Here is an 18,354-nt window from a genome sequence, read left to right on the forward strand (position 1 = left end):
TTCGGCGAAAATCAGTCCGGCCCCGAATCAAGCCAGTTTTCGATTGAGATTCGCGGACTCGTAATGCGCCGCGAGCGCCGGATTCGCTGCCAGCGACCAATCCTTAGTGAAACAGCTGAAATCTAAAGGATGAATTTCTGCAGATCGGTGTCTTTCGCCAGGTCGCCAATGCGACTTTCCACATAGGCACGGTCGACACTGATGACGGCACCGGATGCGTCCGTGGCTTCAAAGCTCACCTCGTCGAGCACCCGCTCCATAACCGTGTGCAGGCGTCGCGCGCCAATGTTCTCGACACTGCCATTCACCTCGGTGGCAATGTCCGCAATCGCGTCGATGCCCTCTTCCGTGAAGTCCAAGGACACGTCTTCGGTGCCCATCAGCGCCACATATTGCTTCACGAGGCTCGCTTCGGGCTCTGTCAGGATGCGTTTGAGGTCATCGCGTGTCAGTGCGGTCATCTCAACACGGATCGGTAGGCGCCCCTGCAGCTCCGGCAACAGGTCTGAGGGCTTCGACACATGAAACGCGCCCGACGCGATGAAAAGCACATGGTCGGTTTTGACGGGCCCATGCTTGGTTGACACGGTCGTGCCTTCGATCAGCGGCAGCAGATCGCGCTGCACGCCTTCGCGGCTGACGTCCGCGCCCTGGCGCTCTGACTTGGCGCATACCTTGTCGATCTCATCCAGAAACACGATGCCGTTGTTCTCGACCAGGCTGATCGCCTCGCGGGTCACCTGCTCATCGTCAAGTAACTTGTCACTTTCATCCTGGATCAGCACCTCGTAGCTGTCGCGGACTTTCAGCCGCTTGGGCTTGGTGCGCCCGCCAAAGGCTTTGCCCAGCATGTCGTTGAGATTGATCATGCCCACATTGCCGCCTTCGGGCATGCCGGGAATGTCCATCATCGGCATGCCGCCGGTATCGCGCACTTCCAGGTCAATTTCCTTGTCGTCCAGCAGCCCGTCGCGCAGCTTCTTGCGGAAACTGTCGCGGGTCCCTTCGCTGGCACCGGCACCCACCAGCGCTTCAAGCACCCGGTTTTCCGCCGCCGCATGGGCGGAAGCCTTCACTTCCTCGCGCTTGGTCTCGCGCACCATGCCGATGGCTGCTTCCACCAGGTCGCGGACAATCTGCTCAACATCGCGGCCCACATAGCCAACTTCCGTGAATTTCGTCGCTTCCACCTTGATGAACGGCGCCTGCGCCAGCTTGGCCAGGCGGCGGGAAATCTCGGTCTTGCCGACACCCGTTGGCCCGATCATGAGGATGTTCTTGGGCATCACTTCGTCACGCAGCGCCGGGTCAAGCTGCTGCCGCCGCCAGCGATTGCGCAGCGCAATGGCCACGGCGCGCTTGGCGTCCTTCTGGCCCACAATATGTCGGTCGAGTTCAGCAACAATCTGGCGAGGGGAAAGCGCGGTCATGGGGTTAGTCCTTGGGAAGTCTGAAAGGGTGGGGTGGTCTGGCAGCCTCAACCGGTGAATGCGGCTTAAGCCTCGTCGAGCGTTTCGACAACCAGATTGCCGTTTGTGTAAACGCAGATATCCGCCGCAATGCCCATGGCCTTGCGCGCAATGGTTTCTGCGTCTTGATCGGTGTCCGCCAGTGCACGGGCAGCGGCAAGCGCGTAATTGCCGCCGGAGCCGATGCCGGCAATGCCGTTTTCAGGCTCCAGCACGTCACCGGTGCCGGTGAGGATGAAGCTTTCGGACTTGTCTGCCACCAGCATCATTGCTTCGAGCTTGCGCAGATAGCGGTCTGTTCGCCAGTCCTTGGCCAGTTCCACACAGGCACGGGCCAGCTGACCGGGATATTGCTCAAGACGGCTCTCCAGCCGCTCAAACAGCGTAAAAGCGTCCGCCGTCGCACCGGCAAACCCGCCAATGACCGTGCCGCCACCCAGAACCCGGACCTTGCGGGCGGTGGATTTCATCACGGTGTCGCCCATGGAGACCTGACCATCCCCGGCAATCACCACTTTGCCACCCTTGCGGACGGTCAGAATGGTCGTGGCATGCCAGTTGGGGAAGTTGTCGGATGAAGCCATGGGGGGAGGGGTCCTGTTGAGAAGAGGCGGATATCTGCCGCAAGAGGTGGCCCGCCGCGCGCTTGGGGTCAAGCCATGCCCCGAAATCACCTAAATTGGTGTAGGGGCCAACCGAGCCAGACCACCACACTACTCGTATCCCTCCGGCTTGACCGGAGGGCCCACTCGCACTGCCACATGGCAAAGTGTTGCCATGACATGCGAACGCTGCGGCAAGTGGAAAAGCGAGTAGGCCCCCGATCAAGTCCGGGGACACAGATGGGCCAGGTTACTGGCCCCCTCGACAGAGAGGTGACTTTTCGGCCTTTCCAAAAATCAATCAATCGGCAGCCCGGCTTCCTTGAGCCGTTCTTCCAGCCGCGCCATGCGGGCCATCACCGGGGCGACTGCGGAATCCACCGCCTCCTGGGTAAACCGCTGGGTGATGTGGGCATTGCAGTTGGTTTCCCAGTACTCGACTTCGATGACGATCGCCCGCTCCACTTGGGCATCATAATTGGGGTCGCGCAGCGCACGGATAATGTCCGGATCCGTTACAATCCCCGCCTTACCTCGTATTTTGACCCGCCGCTGGGCGGGATAATCCATGAAGAACAGGAACACATTCTCGTTTTCGCCGAGATTCCCAACCGTGATGTAGCGTCGGTTGCCTGCGTAGTCCGCAAAGCCAAGCGTGGTCGGCGACATGACCTTCAAGAACCCTTCCGGCCCACCGCGATGCTGCACATAGGGGCGGCCCCTGGCATCAGCAGACGCCATGTAGAAATGGTTCTGATGGGCAATGAACTCGGCAACGGCGTCGTTGATCTCAGAGGGCATGGGGGTGTCCGGCGTCTTAGGGGTTCTGTAGGAGAAAAGCTGTCATGTGACCCCGCATATGGCACCTTGTGCGCGAAGCTGCTAGACCGCGCTTCACACGAGTTTTTGAAGCCCCGCCCGAGGCCCCGATCCTGGGGGTCGGGCCGGGCCCTGAAGGCAGACGGACATGGACAGCGAACGCGACGGCCGCATCGCCACAGTTGAGCGCAAGACCAAGGAGACGGAAGTCTTCGTGTCGCTCAATCTGGATGGCACTGGAGAGTATGACGTGGATACCGGCATCGGTTTCCTCGACCACATGCTTGAGCAGCTCTCACGCCACTCGCTGATTGATCTAAAGGTCCGCGCCGAGGGCGACCTGCACATTGATTTCCACCACACGACGGAAGATTCCGGCATCGTCATCGGCGAAGCCGTGCTGCAGGCATTGGGTGATCTCAAAGGCATTACCCGCTACGGCAATGCCATCATCCCTATGGATGAAACCTGCACGCGGGTGACCCTTGATGTGTCCCAGCGGCCCTACCTGATCTGGAAGGTGGACTTCACCAAGCCCAAGCTTGGCGACATGGACACCGAGCTGTTCAAGGAATGGTTCCAGGCGTTCGCGCAGGCGGCCGGCATCACGCTGCACATCGAAAACATGTATGGCGAGAACAACCACCACATCGTGGAGAGTTGCTTCAAGGGTCTGGCCCGTGCTCTGCGTCAGGCCATCGAGATTGACCCGCGCAAGGCGGACGCCATTCCCTCCACCAAGGGCGTGCTCGGCAGCTAACCGGCAGCATCGGCCATGATCAGCGCCACCTTTGAAATTGTAGTGGTCTTCCTGTTTCTGGCGGTGTTCAGCGTCAGTTTCTGCACGTCCGTATTTCAGATCTGGCGCGCTGCTGTTCGGAGGGTGCAGGGCGGCGCGTGGGATCTCGACTGGTATTTTGTCGCCATCGTCGCGTGCGTGCTGCAATTCGTGCTCGTGGTCATCTGGGTGGACCCTGCACTGGTGGGTCAGGCGAGTGACCTGGGCGCGGACGAATTGACAAGTGAACTGGCGGGCTTTGTCCCAGCAGTCATTTCTGCCGTGATTGCCACGGTTGGTCCCATAGCCCTGCCCATTGCACGGGCGTTTGCCACGGCGCGCATCGACCGGCTGACCTACCTGTTCAGCGCAGCATCGATTGTGTCGCTACCCTTTGCGCTGGTCCTCGTCACGCTTTACCTGTCCTACCTCGCTGCCACCATCACGCAAACACCTGCGGACTACCTCTTCATGTTCTCTCTGCAGACCGATTTTCCTGCGTGTCGGCAAACTTTGATTGATTTTATAGGCCTACCGGTGCCACAGACACTGGCGGCCACTCCCTCCGAAGCGGCAGCACTCCTGTGGTTCTGGGTGGACATGTCCCTCGCAGCCATACTCCTGGACTTTATGGAAATTTACGGCTGCGGCGTGTCCTACCTTTCCCATGACAGTGACAGTTTCCTGGTCTCCACACTGGTATTTGCCTATCGCAGCTTTGCGTCGGTGATGTTTGCAGCTGTGTTGCTCATGCCGCTTCGTCAGATGCTGGCGGCGCGGGCGGATGCAGGGGAGCGCCTGTCATGACGTACAGACCTACCCTTGCCATCATCGATTACGGATCCGGCAATCTGCGGTCCGCAGAAAAGTCATTTGAACGTGCCGCCCGGGAAGTCGGCGTGGACGTGGACATCTGCGTCACCAGCTCACCGGACCTGGTGGCTAAGGCAGACCGTATCGTGCTGCCCGGCGTCGGTGCCTTTGCGGACTGCCGCCGCGGTCTGTATGCAGTTGATGGCATGGTCGAGGCGCTGCGGGACGCAGTCGAAAACCGCGCCGCACCCTTCTTTGGGATCTGCGTCGGCATGCAGCTGATGGCGACGCGCGGCCTTGAACACGGCACCCATGAAGGTCTGGGCTGGATACCCGGAGACGTCACCGAAATCACCCCCAACGACCGCACGCTCAAGATTCCCCACATGGGCTGGAATGCGCTCGAACCTGTCGATGTGGCGGGCCAGCCGCACCCGGTCTTTGACGGCCTTGAACACGGCGAGCACGCTTACTTCGTGCACTCCTACGCCATCAAGCCCACCCAGCCCGAACACGTGCTCGCCCGCGTCCACTATGGCGGCGAAATCACGGCTGCCGTGGGACATAACAACATGGTTGGCACTCAGTTCCACCCGGAAAAGAGCCAGCTCGTCGGCCTGCGCCTGATCGCCAACTTCCTGCAATGGACCCCTTAACACCATGATCCTGTTTCCCGCCATCGACTTGAAAGACGGCCAATGTGTGCGCCTCGTACAGGGCGACATGGACCGCGCCACGGTGTTTTCAGACACACCCGCGCAGCAGGCAAAAGTCTTTGAGACCCAGGGCTTTGAATGGCTGCATCTGGTGGATTTGAACGGCGCCTTTGAAGGCAAGCCGGTGAATGGGGCCGCAGTCGAAGACATCCTCAAGACCGTGTCGCTTCCCGCCCAACTGGGCGGTGGCATCCGGTCGCTGGCGCAGATTGAAGCCTGGCTCGACAAGGGTATCGCCCGCGTCATCCTGGGCACTGCAGCCCTGCGCGACCCGGACCTCGTCAAGGAAGCCTGCAAGAAGTGGCCAGGCAAGATTGCCGTCGGGATCGACGCCAAGGATGGCTTTGTCGCTGTCGAAGGCTGGGCTGAGGTGTCGGACATTCAGGCGCTGGATCTCGCCAAACAGTTTGAGGACGCAGGGGTGGCGGCGATCATCTACACGGACATCGCCCGCGACGGGGCCATGCAGGGCATGAATGTTGACGGCACGGCTGACCTTGCCAACTCGGTTGGCATTCCGATCATTGCCTCCGGCGGCGTGACCAATCTGGACGACCTGCATGCTCTCAAGGCGGCAAAGGCACCAGGCATCGTCGGCGTCATTTCCGGCCGCGCCATCTATGATGGCCGGCTCGACCCTGCTGAGGCGCTGGCCTTGCTGAAGGAGGCCGCATGAGCCTCAAAGCCCGCGTCATTCCTTGCCTGGACGTGAAAGATGGCCGCGTCGTCAAGGGCGTGAACTTTGTCGATCTGCGCGATGCCGGCGACCCGGTGGAGGCGGCAACCGCTTATGACGCGGCGGGCGCAGACGAACTGTGCTTCCTTGACATCACCGCCAGCCACGAAAAACGCGGCACGCTGATTGACGTTGTGCGCAGAACCGCAGAACGCTGCTTCATGCCGCTGACCGTCGGTGGCGGTGTCCGGACTGTGGATGATGTGCGCCAGCTGCTGCTCGCCGGTGCCGACAAAGTGGCAGTCAATACGGCAGCCGTCACCAATCCTGACTTCATCAAGGAAGCGGCCGAGAAATTTGGCTCACAGTGCATTGTCGTGGCCATTGACGCCCGGCAGGTGTCAAAGGATGGAGAGCCCGACAAATGGGAAATCTTCACTCATGGCGGGCGTACCGAAACCGGCATTGATGCAGTCGAATTCGCGCAGAAAATGGTCAATCTGGGGGCAGGGGAACTGCTTATCACCTCCATGGACCGCGACGGCACCCGCTCGGGCTTTGACGTCGCCCTGACCAGCGCCATTGCTGACAAAGTGCGCGTGCCGGTGATCGCGTCGGGCGGTGTCGGCAATCTGGATCATCTGGTCGAAGGTGTTCGCGACGGCCATGCCACTGGCGTGCTGGCGGCCTCCATTTTTCACTTTGGCGATCACACCGTCAGTGAAGCCAAGGCCCATATGGCGCAGTGTGGCGTAGACGTCCGCCCATAAGCCCGCTCTTGCGTGAGCGCAGCAGGCACGCCATCTTTCAGCATGTCTTCGGCCCGCAAAAATACGACAAGTAAAGCGTCAAATCCCAGCGCATGCCGGGAAGCCCCGCGCGAGATTGAGCTCAAGCTGGTGGTGGACCCCCCGACACTGGCCCGTATTCGCAAGGCCGGGGCGCTGTCGCGGCTGCCGGTCGTCTCAGGATCAGGGCGCAGCACGGTCCACAACCTCACCTCCTTGTACTGGGACACAGAAAATCATGCTCTTGCCCGCGCCGGCATGGCGTTGCGCGTCCGCCGGGACGGTGGCCGCGTGGTACAGGCCCTCAAGGCGGCAGACAGCCGGGGCGCGCCGGGCGGTCTTGCGGCCAACCGGGCAGAAGACCAGGCCATGCGCCCGACCGCTGACGCTCTCGCCGCTCCTGATCTGTCCCTGGTGGCGGATGAGCAGCTGCGCGCGCGTGCCGTTTCCGCCATAGGCGATGAAGACCTGATCCCGATTTTCGAAAGCGCCATCTCCCGCGTTGCGAGGGTGCTTGAAACCTCTGGCAACGGATCGTTTGAGGCAGCGCTTGATCTGGGTGAGGTGCGTCTGCCGCCGTCAGAGGAGGGCACGCCGGGCCTGCGAACTCCCATCTGCGAGATCGAGCTGGAGCACATCAGCGGACCTGTCGAGACCCTGTTTGATGTGGCCCGGGCGCTGGCGGACAAGTACCCGGTCAAGGTCGGAACTGTCTCCAAGGTGCAGCGCGGATTTGCTCTGGCGGCCCGGCCCGGCAGTCTTGATCAACCGCGCAAGGGTCCTTCGGTCAAGGCGGGTAGGTCTCCCGTCAAGCCCGGTATGACCACACGCGCAGCCTATGGTGCACTGCTGGCGCACTGCGCTCGCCAGATGGCAGCCAATCAGTCGGCCATCCTCGTCGACCAGGATCCATCCGGCATCCATCAGATGCGTGTCGCCATGCGCCGCCTGCGGTCGGTCCATGCGGCTTTCAGGCCGGTCCGGCCGCCGTCGGGCAGCACGGAAATAATCGACCAGGTCAAACGCATGTTCAGGCCGCTTGGAACAGCCCGTGATCTGGATATTTTCTGTACCGAAACGATACCAGCCCTCGACAAGGAGGCCGCGGGAGTAGGGCCATCCCTGGTGCCTCTGGCCGCAGCGGCCCGGGAGTTGCGCCGCGAGGCCTGGGCCCAAGCCATGCGCATCGTGGACGACCGTACCTTCACCCACATGCTGCTCGAACTGGGGCATCTAAGCGCCTCTGCGAGTGTTCCGAACGGTGGTAGTGCCACAGCGCCGGACGGGACCAAGAAGGATCCCCCGCTCGCACAGTTTGCGGTCTCCCGGCTGGACCGGCGCTACCGCCAGGTGCAACGGCAGGCGCGTGATCTGGAGAGCATGGACGACGAGGCGCGGCATGATCTGCGCAAGCGCCTCAAGACCCTGCGATACGAGGCAGCGTTCTTCGCGCCGCTGTGGCCACGTGATCAGGTGAAGGCATTCGTGAAGCCCCTGAAGCGGCTGCAGGATGCGTTCGGGGCGATCAACGATGCGGCCACCGCGGCATCCGTCGCACGGCTTGCAGCGGACCAGATTGGCGGCGATCGCGCCCACGAAGCAGCCGGCTTTGTTGGCGGATGGTATGCAGCCCGTGCTGACCTGGCGTTTCGACAGGTGGTCGAGATATGGCCGTTCTTCGAGGAGCTGCCGCGGTTCTGGCAGACCGAGGCGCAAATAGACCCGAATTAGAGACAATTTGAGTGATTTGATGGGGGCGGATTTAACGCGTGCAGGTGCATAAGGAAGGTCACGCGATCCTGAAACCCTGTAATTCCGTGGACCCCCACATGGCTGACGCCGCCGCACAATCTGCCACAAAGCCGCCGCAGGCTGCCGTAAAGCCGGCGGATCAGGCTGAAATCTCGGCAGGGGTCGGGGATATGCTGGACTCGCTCACCCATAAGAGCCGGGGACCGGAAATTGCACCCGGCACCCGCATTGAGCTGGAGCTTCTCAGGGCGCTCAATGCGCTGCACATCAAATACATCAATGGCGTCCGCGGCGGCCGCAAGCTGATCCTGCGGGCCTGCGACCTATCAAAACTTGATCTTTCCGGCATGAACCTGGAAGGCGCAGACCTCATGGGCTGCTCGTTTCGCGGCGCGCGCCTTGAAACCACGCGCCTGTGCCATGCCAATCTGTTCGGAGCCGATTTTACCCGGGCAAACCTGACCGACGCCGACCTGGAACGCGCTGACATGCGCGGCGCTCGCCTGGATGAAGCCAATCTCAGCTACGCCAATCTGGCGCAGGCGGATTTGCGGGCCGGGCGGGTGATTGACGCGGAAGAAGTAGCAGAACGGCCGGATTCCGGCGTTGTCTCCATGATCGGAGCCATGCTCCGCGAGACCGACCTGACTGAAGTCCGCATGAAAGAAGCTGATCTCACCGAAGCCCGGATCGTCTCTGCCCGCATGGTCCAGACCGACGCCCGGCAGGTGTCCTTCACCCGTGCCCAGCTCAAGGGCGTGGATATGCACGGTGCGCAGCTCGCGGATGCGGATTTTGAAGGTGCCAGCGTTGATCGCGCGAGCCGCATGAGCGCCAATCTGATGCGGGCGGGAAACATTGCCGCCCTGCCGTCCAAAAGTCTTGTTGATGAGAAGCTGGCGCTCCATGAGCGCTGGGTCAAAAGTGACGGAAAACTGGGAACCCGCGGTGATTTCACCGGTCAGGACCTGTCCGGGATGGATTTGTCGCGCCGCATGCTGGCGGCTGCCATTCTCAAGGACGCCATCCTCGTGGATGCCAATCTGATGGGCAGCCGGCTGGCGGCTGCTGATCTGTCCGGTGCCAACCTTGTTGGCGCCAAGCTGGACAAGGCAGATTTGCGCGGCGCCGATATGCGGGGCACCTGCACCCGTGGTGTCGCTATGGGCGATGCCAAATCCGGCGAACTTGCAGGGACGGGCCTGCGCACCCGTACGGCGGACGCAGACGCCTAAATCAGCAATTTTCCTGGCCCGTAACGGCGAGTTGGCAGCCTATCCGCAAATCTGGTAGGCCTGCGCGGCAGGCAAAAGCCTGTGTCTCGACCCAATACAGGCGCTTGAATGTCCAATTCCAAACAATCCAAAGCCAACCCGAAGGCAGGAACGGAAGTTCTCGATCGCCTGGCTGCGTCCATTGCCGCGCGCAAAGGCGCGGATGCGTCGGAGAGCTATACTGCCAAGCTGTTGAGCCGTGGCATTGAAAAATGCGCGCAAAAGCTGGGTGAAGAGGCGGTTGAGACGGTCATCGCCGCCGCGGCGCGTAACAAGCCTGAAGCGGTCAAGGAAAGTGCGGATGTGCTCTATCACCTGATGGTGCTCTGGGCAGCCCTGGATATTGACCCCAGTGAGGTCTATGGCGAGCTTGCCAGTCGCGAAGGCACATCCGGCATCGCTGAAAAAGCCAGCCGCAAGACGTTCTGACCGCCATGGCTCAGCCCTACGATCACGACAACGTCTTCGCCAAAATCCTGCGCGACGAGATCCCGTGCAAACGCGTCTATGAGGATCCGTTTGCTCTGGCGTTCCATGACATCAACCCGCAGGCACCCGTCCACGTGCTGGTCATTCCCAAGGCCCCCTATGTGAGCCTGGATGACTTCCTGGCGGAGGCAACCGACCCCCAGATCACCGGTTTCTTCCGGGCGGTGGGAAAGGTTTCACGTGCCCTTGGACTCGCTGAGAGCGAAGGCGGATCGGGTTTCAGGGCCCTTGCCAATGCCGGCGGGGACGCTCATCAGGACGTCCCGCACCTGCATGTGCATCTGTTCGGCGGCAAGCCACTGGGGCCAATGCTGGCAAAACAGCCTGAATCCCCCGAATGACTCGCTAATCGCGAAGCTCCAGCGCGCTTGAGGATTCACGAAACGAGTTATTCCGGAACCGGAATTAACGAGATTCGCGATCCGCTATCTGCACAAGCCCAAGAAGATTCACAGGCAAAAATGGTTTGGTCGGAGCTTAGAGCCCTTTTGACGCCACCAGATCGGCCAGTGCACCTTCCGGACGCGGGCCCATATGCGAGATCACTTCCGCAGCGCAGATGGACCCCATGCGGCCGCATTCAACAGGCGACCGACCCGTTGACCAGCCAAACATGAAGCCTGCCGCGAACTGGTCGCCGGCACCGGTGGTGTCCACCAGGGCAGATGGCTTGTCCGCGTCGACCACATGGACCTCGCCATCGACCACGATCACTGACCCGGCAGCGGAGCGTGTGAGGGCGGCGACGCGGGCCTCGCCACGGACGGCCTGAAGAGCTTCATCGAAAGTGTCGACCTGATAGAGCGACATGATCTCAGCTTCGTTGGCAAACAGGATATCCACATTACCTTTGACCAGATCGCGGAACTCGTCGCGGTAGCGATCAACACAGAAGGAATCCGAAAGGGTCAGGGCCACCTGGCGCTCGGCGTCATGGGCAGCTTTCGCAGCCTTCACAAATGCTTCTTTCGCAGCCGGTGGGTCCCACAGATAGCCTTCAAGATAGGTAATGGCGGACTTCGAGATGACTTCCACGTCCACATCGTCCGGCGTCAGGTCCTGTGCTGCACCCAGATAGGTGCTCATGGACCGTTCTGCGTCCGGGGACACCACAATCAGGCAGCGGCCGGTCGCCGGACCGCGATCCGCAGCGCTTGTGTCAAAAGCGACGCCAAGCGAGCGAATATCATGCGTGAAGGCTGTGCCCAGCTGGTCATTGCGGACCTTGCCGATGAAGGCGGCCTTGCCGCCCAGGGACCCGACCCCGGCAATGGTATTGGCGGCTGAGCCACCTGAAACCTGCACGGTCTGGCCTAGAGCGTCATACAGCTCCGTCGCGCGGGCTTCATCCACCAGCGTCATCGCGCCTTTCTCAATGCCATTGGCGACCAGGAACGTGTCTTCTGCATGGGCCAGAACATCGACAATTGCGTTGCCAAGTCCGACAACGTGAAACTCAGGGGCGCTCATCAGCGAAACTCACTTGTTGCGATAGGTGGATGTGCCGGGCTGTCAGAACGTTAGCGCCATCGCGCGGTGGGACTGCATCCAGCAGGTATGAAAGGAGCGCGACTATAGAATCCGGATCAGCACCGCGCTACCACCAATGGGCCCGCCTTTGACCCCCCCTTTTTGACCAAGCCTTTTAGATGCCCAAAAGATGGGGCATGGTGCCCGTCATGATTGGCGCATTCGGTAAAACCCTCTCTCAAATTTTCTCCAAACCCTTCCGCAGCATCCTGTGGCGGTCGCTGGGCATGACCCTGCTGCTGCTGGTCACGCTGGGCGCGGTGGGCCTGTGGGGCACCGGGTACATCCCCAATCTGGGTATCGGCTGGGCGGATACGATCATTGATGTGCTGATAGACGCCGCCGTCATCGTCGGGCTCATCTTTCTGGTGATCCCGGTGACCGCCATCTTCATCCCGCTGTTTCTGGATGAAGTGGGGCAGGCGGTGGAGGAACGGCACTTTCCTGCTAGTATCGGCCCCCGAAAGCAGGGCATCATTGAAGGCCTGTGGCTGGGCATCAAGGGCCTGTTCGTGCTCCTAGCGGTCAACCTGGTGGCGTTGCCCCTGGTCTTTTTGTTGCCCGGCTTTGGCTTTGTCATCTTCCTGGTCGTGAACGGGTTCCTGCTGGGCCGTGAGTTCTTTGAGGCGGCGGCTGTTCGTCACTACCCGCCAGCGCAGATCAAGCAGCTTCGCAAACGCCATTCCGGACGGGTGTTTGTCGCCGGCATGGCCGTTGCCGCCCTCCTTGCCATCCCTATTGTCAATATTCTCGTGCCCCTGTTCGGCACTGCCTTTATGGTGCACGTGCTTCAAGGCGTGATGGCGCGGGACACGACACCGACACCCGCCGTCTGACGGTCGGCCTGACCATCTATTGGGAACAAAAAATGCGATCCAAACCGCTTACGGCCACAGGCGTGGTTCTGTTTATCGCCGGATTTCTGGCGGCCTGCGCCCCGCAAGCCGGGACGGGGCAATCAACCCTGGTCAGCCCCACGCCACAGCGCACAGTTGTATTGCGCCAGGCCCCTGATCCCAAGAGCCTTATAGGTGTGACCCCGCAGGCGGTGGAGCAGCAGCTGGGCGCCCCGGCCTTTGACGGCAGTGACGGCGAAGCGCGCATTTGGCGGTACTCAGGCAGCAACTGCGCCTTGCTTGTCATTTTCTATCCAGAAGCAGACGGCAGCATAAAATCCACCCATCTGGATGCCCGTCGTCTGCAGGGGGGATCGACCCCGATTGAGCCGTGCCTGCGTGAAGTGGTCAACGCACCCCGCGCCTAAGACCCGGCTTTGGATTTTGCCTTGGCCCCGGTCTTCATTTTGGTCTTTGTCTTGGTTTTGGCTTTCGGCTTCGGCGCGGTCTCAGCAGTCGTCTTGCCCTTGAAGCTGCACAGATCCGCCACGTAGCAAGAGGGACAATCCGGTTTGCGCGCCTTGCAGATGTACCGCCCATGCAGAATGAGCCAGTGATGGGCGTGCTGCATGTAGGGTTTGGGAATCCGCTTGAGCAGCTTGAGCTCAACTTCCAGCGGGGTTTTGCCCGGGGCCAGCCCCAGCCGGTTGGACAGCCGGAATATGTGCGTGTCCACCGCCATGGTGTCTTCGCCAAACGCCACATTCAGCACCACATTGGCCGTCTTGCGGCCGACGCCCGGCAGCGCCTCCAGTGCCTCCCGGTCGCGGGGAACCTCGCCGCCATGTTGCGAGATGAGCTGCTGCGACAGGGCAATCACATTCTTGGCCTTGTTGCGATAAAGCCCGATGGTCTTGATGTAGTCGCGCACTTTGGCTTCGCCGAGCGCGACGATCTTTTCTGGTGTGTCCGCGACCGCAAACAACGGCCCGGTGGCCTTGTTGACGCCGATGTCCGTGGCCTGAGCAGACAGCACGACCGCGACGAGCAGCGTGTAGGTGCTGGAATACTCAAGCTCGGTTTGCGGGTTGGGGCTCTTTTCCTGAAAGCGGCGGAAAAGTTCTTCGCGTATGGCAGGTTTCATGGGCCGGACTTTACCGCAAGCCTGCGGTGGAACCACACGCAATTTGCGTCATCTGGCCGCATCGGCTTGGCAGCACCCCGCCCGCCGCTCTAGCTTCTTGGACATGACGGATGATCAGGACGAACATGTCTTCTTTGATGCGGTGTTGCACCCGCATCGCTCCCTGCCGCCCAAAGGGTTTCTGGCAGTGATGATTGCGATCGGCGTCATCAGCTTTGTTGCGGGCGGGGCGTTCCTGCTCATGGGCGCGTGGCCGGTATTCGGCTTCTTCGGCCTCGACGTGGCGCTGATCTATTTCGCGTTCCGCATGAACTATCGCGCCGGGCGCGTGGTCGAGCATGTGCGCTTGACCGACAAGACCCTGACCATTGAGCGGGTGCATCCATCCGGCAAAGTCCAGCACTGGCAGATGGAGCCCACCTGGGCGCAGGCGCGCATGACGGTGACGGCGCGGGGCCGCACCCTGCGTCTCAAATCCCGCGACACCTGGGTCGAGATCGGCAAGTTCATGCCGGAAGAAGAACGCGAAAGTTTTGCCGACGCGTTCACCGCAGCTCAGGCCCGACGCCGCGACAACATCGGACTGCTGGGTGCAGAAAACGCGCAGCTAACCTGAACGGCTCAAGAGCCCAAACGACCTAGGAATAAGTGCGATCCGCCAGGATCTTCTTGGACAGGACCTTGCCGTCGTCATCCAGCTCATAGGCAATGGGAACGCCGGTTGCGATATTCACTTCCACAATTTCATCCGGACCCAGATTATCCAGCTGCATGACAAGCGCCCGAAGTGAATTGCCGTGGGCGGCCACGAGCACCCGCGTGCCCGCCAGCACCTTCGGCATGATCTCCGCATCAAAGTAAGGCAGCACACGATCAGCGGTCATCTTGAGGCTTTCGCCACCGGGCGGGGGAATGTCGAAGGACCGGCGCCAGATATGCACCTGTTCCTCGCCCCATTTTTCGCGGGCATCATCCTTGTTGAGGCCCGCAAGATCGCCATAGTCGCGCTCGTTCAGGGCTTCATTCTCAATCACCGGAATGTCGCTCTGGCCAAGGGAGGCGAGCGCCAGCTTGTTGGTCTCCTGGGCGCGCTTGAGGCCGGATGTGTAGGCCACATCAAACTCAAGACCGGCAGCCTTCATCAGCTTACCGGCTTCGGCAGCTTCCTTGCGGCCTTGCTCGGTCAGCTCGACATCGCGCCAGCCTGTGAAAAGGTTCTTCTTGTTCCATTCGCTCTGGCCGTGACGGACCAAAACCAGCGTGTGAGCCACGATGCGTCTCCTGTTGAGGTATCAAGTGTTGTTTCTAGAAGTCAGACAGGCCGAGGACGTCCAGCATGTCAAAATTGCCGGGGCCCTTGCCCTGTCCCCATAGCGCTGCCTTGACCGCGCCGCGCGCGAAGATCGAACGATCCTCGGCAATATGTGTGAGAACAATGCGCTCTTTTTCAGCAGCAAAAATAGCTGAGTGTTCGCCCACGACCGAGCCGCCGCGCAAGGCGGCAAATCCAATGTCGCCCGTCTTGCGCGCGCCGGTCTGTCCATCGCGTCCACGGTCCGACACATCGTCGAGCGTGACACCGCGCCCGGCCGCGGCTGCCTCGCCCAGCATCAAGGCTGTGCCCGACGGCGCATCCACCTTGTGCCGGTGATGCATCTCGACAATTTCGATGTCCCAGTCGGTGTCCAGTGCCTGTGCCACCCGCTTGGTCAGCGCCGTTAGCAGATTGACGCCCAGGGACATGTTGCCTGCGCGCACAAGGGTCGCATGGCGTGACGCGGCTTCAAGGCGCGTCTCGTGCTCAGGGGCAAATCCGGTGGTGCCGATGACATGAACGATGCGCGCCTGCGCCGCCAGATCCGCAAACTCAACCGTTGCGTCCGGCGCCGTGAAATCAAGCACCGCATCCACCGCCGCAAAAACCTCCAGCGCATCACTGGTGACAGGAACGCCCATCTCGCCGATGCCTGCCAGTGTGCCGGCATCAGCACCAATGTCTCCATGGCCGTCGCGCTCCAGCGCGCCGGCGATGGTGCATCCGTCAGTTTCATGGATAGCGGTCAACAGCGCGCGGCCCATGCGGCCAGCAGCGCCGGTGACGGCAATACGTATGGGGGCCATCGGAAACGTCCACTCAGATTGGCGGCACAACGCGTGCAACCTTTGGTCAGCGCGGTTGTATCAGGCCGACTTGCTGCCGCAAAGCACCGACCGCCATGGGGCAGCCATGCACCCGTTTTTTGGCAGCAGCACTCATGATTTGAGGTTTAATGGTTTGTTGGGGAGATGGGGGCATTCTACTAAAACGAGTGTAAATATAAGAAAGCCCCCATAACGTGTTGTCCACACCCATCCCATTTTCAGTGCTGATCGGGCCAATGACCGGGTTTTTGACCCGGCCGCGCAAAGACGCATTGGCGGCGGTGACCTTGGGCGTCGTGGCCTTCACCATTTCGTCTTTCTATGGGATTGAAGCGCGGTGGCATGATTTTGCCACTCGATTTGGGCACCAGGCGCATCTCGAAGAACTTCCAATCGCCTTTATGACAGCAGGAGTGGGGTTTGCCTGGTTCGCGTGGCGGCGGTGGCGCGACTTTGAAAAAGCCGCCGGGCACCGGCGCACGACAAACCATGCCTTGTCGGAGCAACTGGACCGCAATCAGGAAATCATCGCCGAGCTGAGCACGGCCCGCCAGAAGGCCATGGAGCTGGACCGCGCCAAAACCCGGTTTCTGGCCCATATGAGCCATGAACTGCGCACACCCCTAAACGCCATCATGGGTTTTTCGGAGTTGATGCAGCATCAGGTGTATGGGCCCCTGGGTGACAAGCAATACGAAGAATATGTGTCCACGATCCATGAATCCGGCCAGCATCTGCTGGACTTGATCAATGATCTGCTGGACCTGACCCGTATCGAGTCAGGTGATATGACGCCTCACCGTGAAGTCTGCACCATGCGGGATTTGGGGGAAGGGGCCTGCAAGATGCTGCGCGACCAGGCTGCGGCCGCAGGTATCCACCTTGATCAGATTTGTCTTGAGGCGGCAGACGTGTCCGTCAATGTGGACCGCCGCATGATCCGCCAGATATTGATCAACCTGATTGCCAACGCCATCCGCCATACGTCCCGGATGGGCCATGTCACCGTCACCGCCATAAAGACACCGCACGGGGAAATTGGCTTTTCCATTGCGGATACGGGCGAAGGCATGGATCCGCAGACGGTCAAACGTCTGGATCAGGGGTTCGCCGAAGTCGAAAATGCATTCCGGCGCGAACATCATGGCGCAGGTCTTGGCCTGCCCCTGTCCCGCGCCATCGCCCAGGCCCATGGCGGGTCCATGATCATTTCCAGTGCTTTGGGCGAGGGCACCACCATAGACGTGCTGTTGCCCAGTGACGTGATCGTCGATGCGAGACCCGTCTCAGCCCTTGAGCCCGCCGCAGCTGAACTCAAGCGCGCCGTCTAGCTCGCAGCGCCGTTCAAGAACTCTTTCACCCGCGAAAAGAAACCTTCTGACTCCGGGCTTGTCTTGTCAGTGGACTCGCCCTGGAACTCTTCCAGCAGCTTCTTCTGCTTCTTGGTGAGGTTCATGGGCGTTTCCACATTCACCTGGATATAGAGGTCGCCGTGCTGCGAGGACCGCAACACCGGCATGCCCTTGCCTTTAAGGCGGAACTGCTTGCCGCTCTGGGTGCCTTCGGGAACCTTGACCTTTACCCGCGCACCCTTGAGGGACGGAACTTCAATCTCTCCGCCCAGAGCCGCTGTCGGCATGGAGATGGGCACGCGGCAGAAAAGGTCTGCGCCATCACGCTGGAAGAACTGATGCGGCTTGATCGACAGGAAGATGTAGAGATCACCGGGCGGGCCGCCGCGCGCGCCGGCTTCACCCTCATTGGACAGGCGAATACGCGTGCCGTCTTCGACGCCGGACGGAATGTTGACCTGGAGGGTCCGCTCTTTTTCGGTGCGGCCCGCGCCATTGCAGGTGTCGCACGGGTCCTGAATGACCTCGCCACGCCCCCCACAGGTGGGGCAGGTGCGCTCAACGGTGAAGAAGCCCTGAGACGCACGCACCTTGCCCGCACCGTGGCACATGCCACAGGTGGAAGGGGACGTACCCGGCTTTGCGCCGGACCCGGAGCATGTCTCGCATGAGACGGCCGTCGGCACCTTGATCTGTGCCGTCTTGCCTTCATTGGCCTCGTCGAGGCTGATTTCCATGTTGTAGCGCAGGTCTGCGCCACGGGTCCGACCGCCGCCACGACGGCCCCCGCCAGCGCGCTGTCCGCCGACAAACTCGCCGAACAGATCATCAAAGATGTCTGACATGGAGGACGCGAAGTCCTGCCCGAAGCCTGGGCCGCCCGGTCCACCGGGACCACCCGGGCTGCCATTCTCAAACGCCTGATGGCCAAAGCGGTCATAGGCTGCCCGGCTCTGCGGGTCCTTGAGGGCGTCATAGGCTTCGTTCAATTCCTTGAACTTGGCTTCTGCGTCAGGATTGTCCTGGTTCTGATCCGGGTGATATTTTTTTGCCTGCTTGCGAAAAGCAGATTTCAGCGCCGCATCATCTGCGTCGCGAGGCACACCCAGAATGTCGTAAAAGTCGCGTTTTGCCATGGCGTGATATTCCGTAGGCGGAACACTTGCGAAGTCCT

At 60.9% G+C, this 18,354-nt stretch carries 22 protein-coding genes; 13 read left to right on the forward strand and 9 right to left on the reverse strand.

Annotated elements, in window-relative coordinates; translation table 11 throughout:
- Nucleotides 1–122: 122 nt before the first annotated feature.
- The 3 genes from hslU to BN1012_RS15875 all read right to left on the reverse strand — a co-directional run bounded on the left by hslU (nt 123) and on the right by BN1012_RS15875 (nt 2,872).
- The gene (gene hslU / locus BN1012_RS15865) at nt 123–1,430 is read right to left on the reverse strand and encodes an ATP-dependent protease ATPase subunit HslU (RefSeq protein WP_043950335.1); all 1,308 of its coding nucleotides are present in this window, start codon (nt 1,428–1,430) and stop codon (nt 123–125) included.
- A gap of 65 nt (nt 1,431–1,495) precedes the next feature.
- Nucleotides 1,496–2,053: an ATP-dependent protease subunit HslV gene (gene hslV, locus BN1012_RS15870; RefSeq protein WP_043950336.1), complete on the reverse strand. Its 558-nt coding sequence runs from the start codon at nt 2,051–2,053 to the stop codon at nt 1,496–1,498.
- A gap of 315 nt (nt 2,054–2,368) precedes the next feature.
- A complete protein-coding gene (locus BN1012_RS15875; protein ID WP_052535507.1) occupies nt 2,369–2,872 on the reverse strand; it encodes a pyridoxamine 5'-phosphate oxidase family protein in 504 nt (167 codons plus the stop codon).
- 166 nt (nt 2,873–3,038) lie between these two features.
- Here BN1012_RS15875 and hisB point away from each other — a divergent pair, with 166 nt between their 5' ends.
- From hisB to BN1012_RS15920, 9 genes are all read left to right on the forward strand, one after another.
- Nucleotides 3,039–3,650 (forward strand): imidazoleglycerol-phosphate dehydratase HisB, encoded by a 612-nt coding sequence (gene hisB, locus BN1012_RS15880; protein ID WP_043950337.1) that lies wholly within the window; start codon nt 3,039–3,041, stop codon nt 3,648–3,650.
- A 15-nt stretch (nt 3,651–3,665) separates the two neighbouring features.
- The gene (locus BN1012_RS15885) at nt 3,666–4,475 is read left to right on the forward strand and encodes a hypothetical protein (RefSeq protein WP_043950338.1); all 810 of its coding nucleotides are present in this window, start codon (nt 3,666–3,668) and stop codon (nt 4,473–4,475) included.
- Nucleotides 4,472–5,137 (forward strand): imidazole glycerol phosphate synthase subunit HisH, encoded by a 666-nt coding sequence (gene hisH, locus BN1012_RS15890; RefSeq protein ID WP_043950339.1) that lies wholly within the window; start codon nt 4,472–4,474, stop codon nt 5,135–5,137. Before BN1012_RS15885 ends, hisH begins: the two co-directional genes overlap by 4 nt.
- Nucleotides 5,138–5,141: 4 nt before the next feature.
- Nucleotides 5,142–5,873, forward strand: coding sequence for a 1-(5-phosphoribosyl)-5-[(5-phosphoribosylamino)methylideneamino]imidazole-4-carboxamide isomerase (gene hisA, locus BN1012_RS15895; protein WP_043950340.1), 732 nt, complete (start codon nt 5,142–5,144; stop codon nt 5,871–5,873).
- On the forward strand, nt 5,870–6,643 hold the full coding sequence (gene hisF / locus BN1012_RS15900; protein WP_043950341.1) for an imidazole glycerol phosphate synthase subunit HisF: 774 nt from the start codon (nt 5,870–5,872) through the stop codon (nt 6,641–6,643). Before hisA ends, hisF begins: the two co-directional genes overlap by 4 nt.
- A gap of 42 nt (nt 6,644–6,685) precedes the next feature.
- The gene (locus BN1012_RS15905; protein WP_043950342.1) at nt 6,686–8,392 is read left to right on the forward strand and encodes a CYTH and CHAD domain-containing protein; all 1,707 of its coding nucleotides are present in this window, start codon (nt 6,686–6,688) and stop codon (nt 8,390–8,392) included.
- A gap of 98 nt (nt 8,393–8,490) precedes the next feature.
- Nucleotides 8,491–9,648: a pentapeptide repeat-containing protein gene (locus BN1012_RS15910; protein ID WP_043950343.1), complete on the forward strand. Its 1,158-nt coding sequence runs from the start codon at nt 8,491–8,493 to the stop codon at nt 9,646–9,648.
- 108 nt (nt 9,649–9,756) lie between these two features.
- Nucleotides 9,757–10,116, forward strand: coding sequence for a phosphoribosyl-ATP diphosphatase (locus BN1012_RS15915; RefSeq protein ID WP_043950344.1), 360 nt, complete (start codon nt 9,757–9,759; stop codon nt 10,114–10,116).
- Nucleotides 10,117–10,121: 5 nt separating this feature from the next.
- Nucleotides 10,122–10,517, forward strand: a complete 396-nt coding sequence (locus BN1012_RS15920) for an HIT domain-containing protein (RefSeq protein ID WP_043950345.1) — start codon at nt 10,122–10,124, stop codon at nt 10,515–10,517.
- Between the two features lie 136 nt (nt 10,518–10,653).
- On the opposite strand, the gene BN1012_RS15925 is transcribed toward BN1012_RS15920, so the two are convergent.
- Nucleotides 10,654–11,646 carry an adenosine kinase gene (locus BN1012_RS15925; protein ID WP_043950346.1) on the reverse strand — a complete coding sequence of 331 codons (993 nt, stop codon included), beginning with the start codon at nt 11,644–11,646 and terminating at the stop codon, nt 10,654–10,656.
- 179 nt (nt 11,647–11,825) lie between these two features.
- Here BN1012_RS15925 and BN1012_RS15930 point away from each other — a divergent pair, with 179 nt between their 5' ends.
- Complete coding sequence (locus tag BN1012_RS15930; protein WP_081826460.1) at nt 11,826–12,542, forward strand: EI24 domain-containing protein; 717 nt, start codon at nt 11,826–11,828, stop codon at nt 12,540–12,542.
- 32 nt (nt 12,543–12,574) lie between these two features.
- Nucleotides 12,575–12,970: a hypothetical protein gene (locus BN1012_RS15935; protein WP_043950347.1), complete on the forward strand. Its 396-nt coding sequence runs from the start codon at nt 12,575–12,577 to the stop codon at nt 12,968–12,970.
- Here BN1012_RS15935 and nth read toward each other — a convergent pair.
- Nucleotides 12,967–13,686, reverse strand: coding sequence for an endonuclease III (gene nth / locus BN1012_RS15940; protein WP_081826461.1), 720 nt, complete (start codon nt 13,684–13,686; stop codon nt 12,967–12,969). The genes BN1012_RS15935 and nth overlap by 4 nt on opposite strands.
- A 103-nt stretch (nt 13,687–13,789) precedes the next feature.
- On the opposite strand from nth, the gene BN1012_RS15945 reads away from it, so the two are divergent.
- Nucleotides 13,790–14,302: a DUF2244 domain-containing protein gene (locus tag BN1012_RS15945; RefSeq protein ID WP_043950348.1), complete on the forward strand. Its 513-nt coding sequence runs from the start codon at nt 13,790–13,792 to the stop codon at nt 14,300–14,302.
- 22 nt (nt 14,303–14,324) lie between these two features.
- On the opposite strand, the gene BN1012_RS15950 is transcribed toward BN1012_RS15945, so the two are convergent.
- From BN1012_RS15950 to BN1012_RS17685, 3 genes are read right to left on the reverse strand one after another with little or no spacing between them, the layout of a single operon-like run.
- Entirely contained in the window at nt 14,325–14,957 is a 633-nt protein-coding gene (locus BN1012_RS15950; RefSeq protein WP_043950349.1) for a 2,3-bisphosphoglycerate-dependent phosphoglycerate mutase, read from the reverse strand.
- Nucleotides 14,958–14,991: 34 nt separating this feature from the next.
- The gene (dapB, locus tag BN1012_RS15955) at nt 14,992–15,807 is read right to left on the reverse strand and encodes a 4-hydroxy-tetrahydrodipicolinate reductase (RefSeq protein WP_043950350.1); all 816 of its coding nucleotides are present in this window, start codon (nt 15,805–15,807) and stop codon (nt 14,992–14,994) included.
- A gap of 46 nt (nt 15,808–15,853) precedes the next feature.
- The gene (locus BN1012_RS17685) at nt 15,854–16,138 is read right to left on the reverse strand and encodes a hypothetical protein (RefSeq protein WP_171815994.1); all 285 of its coding nucleotides are present in this window, start codon (nt 16,136–16,138) and stop codon (nt 15,854–15,856) included.
- Nucleotides 16,139–16,229: 91 nt separating this feature from the next.
- On the opposite strand from BN1012_RS17685, the gene BN1012_RS15960 reads away from it, so the two are divergent.
- Nucleotides 16,230–17,159 (forward strand): sensor histidine kinase, encoded by a 930-nt coding sequence (locus tag BN1012_RS15960; protein ID WP_171815995.1) that lies wholly within the window; start codon nt 16,230–16,232, stop codon nt 17,157–17,159.
- Here the strand turns inward: BN1012_RS15960 and dnaJ are convergent.
- A complete protein-coding gene (gene dnaJ, locus BN1012_RS15965; RefSeq protein ID WP_043950351.1) occupies nt 17,156–18,316 on the reverse strand; it encodes a molecular chaperone DnaJ in 1,161 nt (386 codons plus the stop codon). The two genes, BN1012_RS15960 and dnaJ, sit on opposite strands and share 4 nt — an antisense overlap.
- Between the last annotated feature and the right edge of the window lie 38 nt (nt 18,317–18,354).

It is taken from the genome of Candidatus Phaeomarinobacter ectocarpi (assembly GCF_000689395.1).
In the GTDB taxonomy this organism is placed as follows: domain Bacteria; phylum Pseudomonadota; class Alphaproteobacteria; order CGMCC-115125; family CGMCC-115125; genus Pyruvatibacter; species Pyruvatibacter ectocarpi.

What these genes read in the sequence shown, in the direction of transcription:
- hslU (WP_043950335.1), bottom strand. Translation starts at nt 1,430, where the DNA reads ATGACCGCGCTTTCCCCTCGCCAGATTGTTGCTGAACTCGACCGACAT.
- hslV (WP_043950336.1), bottom strand. Translation starts at nt 2,053, where the DNA reads ATGGCTTCATCCGACAACTTCCCCAACTGGCATGCCACGACCATTCTG.
- BN1012_RS15875 (WP_052535507.1), bottom strand. Translation starts at nt 2,872, where the DNA reads ATGCCCTCTGAGATCAACGACGCCGTTGCCGAGTTCATTGCCCATCAG.
- hisB (WP_043950337.1), top strand. Translation starts at nt 3,039, where the DNA reads ATGGACAGCGAACGCGACGGCCGCATCGCCACAGTTGAGCGCAAGACC.
- BN1012_RS15885 (WP_043950338.1), top strand. Translation starts at nt 3,666, where the DNA reads ATGATCAGCGCCACCTTTGAAATTGTAGTGGTCTTCCTGTTTCTGGCG.
- hisH (WP_043950339.1), top strand. Translation starts at nt 4,472, where the DNA reads ATGACGTACAGACCTACCCTTGCCATCATCGATTACGGATCCGGCAAT.
- hisA (WP_043950340.1), top strand. Translation starts at nt 5,142, where the DNA reads ATGATCCTGTTTCCCGCCATCGACTTGAAAGACGGCCAATGTGTGCGC.
- hisF (WP_043950341.1), top strand. Translation starts at nt 5,870, where the DNA reads ATGAGCCTCAAAGCCCGCGTCATTCCTTGCCTGGACGTGAAAGATGGC.
- BN1012_RS15905 (WP_043950342.1), top strand. Translation starts at nt 6,686, where the DNA reads ATGTCTTCGGCCCGCAAAAATACGACAAGTAAAGCGTCAAATCCCAGC.
- BN1012_RS15910 (WP_043950343.1), top strand. Translation starts at nt 8,491, where the DNA reads ATGGCTGACGCCGCCGCACAATCTGCCACAAAGCCGCCGCAGGCTGCC.
- BN1012_RS15915 (WP_043950344.1), top strand. Translation starts at nt 9,757, where the DNA reads ATGTCCAATTCCAAACAATCCAAAGCCAACCCGAAGGCAGGAACGGAA.
- BN1012_RS15920 (WP_043950345.1), top strand. Translation starts at nt 10,122, where the DNA reads ATGGCTCAGCCCTACGATCACGACAACGTCTTCGCCAAAATCCTGCGC.
- BN1012_RS15925 (WP_043950346.1), bottom strand. Translation starts at nt 11,646, where the DNA reads ATGAGCGCCCCTGAGTTTCACGTTGTCGGACTTGGCAACGCAATTGTC.
- BN1012_RS15930 (WP_081826460.1), top strand. Translation starts at nt 11,826, where the DNA reads ATGCCCAAAAGATGGGGCATGGTGCCCGTCATGATTGGCGCATTCGGT.
- BN1012_RS15935 (WP_043950347.1), top strand. Translation starts at nt 12,575, where the DNA reads ATGCGATCCAAACCGCTTACGGCCACAGGCGTGGTTCTGTTTATCGCC.
- nth (WP_081826461.1), bottom strand. Translation starts at nt 13,686, where the DNA reads ATGAAACCTGCCATACGCGAAGAACTTTTCCGCCGCTTTCAGGAAAAG.
- BN1012_RS15945 (WP_043950348.1), top strand. Translation starts at nt 13,790, where the DNA reads ATGACGGATGATCAGGACGAACATGTCTTCTTTGATGCGGTGTTGCAC.
- dapB (WP_043950350.1), bottom strand. Translation starts at nt 15,807, where the DNA reads ATGGCCCCCATACGTATTGCCGTCACCGGCGCTGCTGGCCGCATGGGC.
- BN1012_RS17685 (WP_171815994.1), bottom strand. Translation starts at nt 16,138, where the DNA reads ATGGTGAAGGCCACGACGCCCAAGGTCACCGCCGCCAATGCGTCTTTG.
- BN1012_RS15960 (WP_171815995.1), top strand. Translation starts at nt 16,230, where the DNA reads ATGACAGCAGGAGTGGGGTTTGCCTGGTTCGCGTGGCGGCGGTGGCGC.
- dnaJ (WP_043950351.1), bottom strand. Translation starts at nt 18,316, where the DNA reads ATGGCAAAACGCGACTTTTACGACATTCTGGGTGTGCCTCGCGACGCA.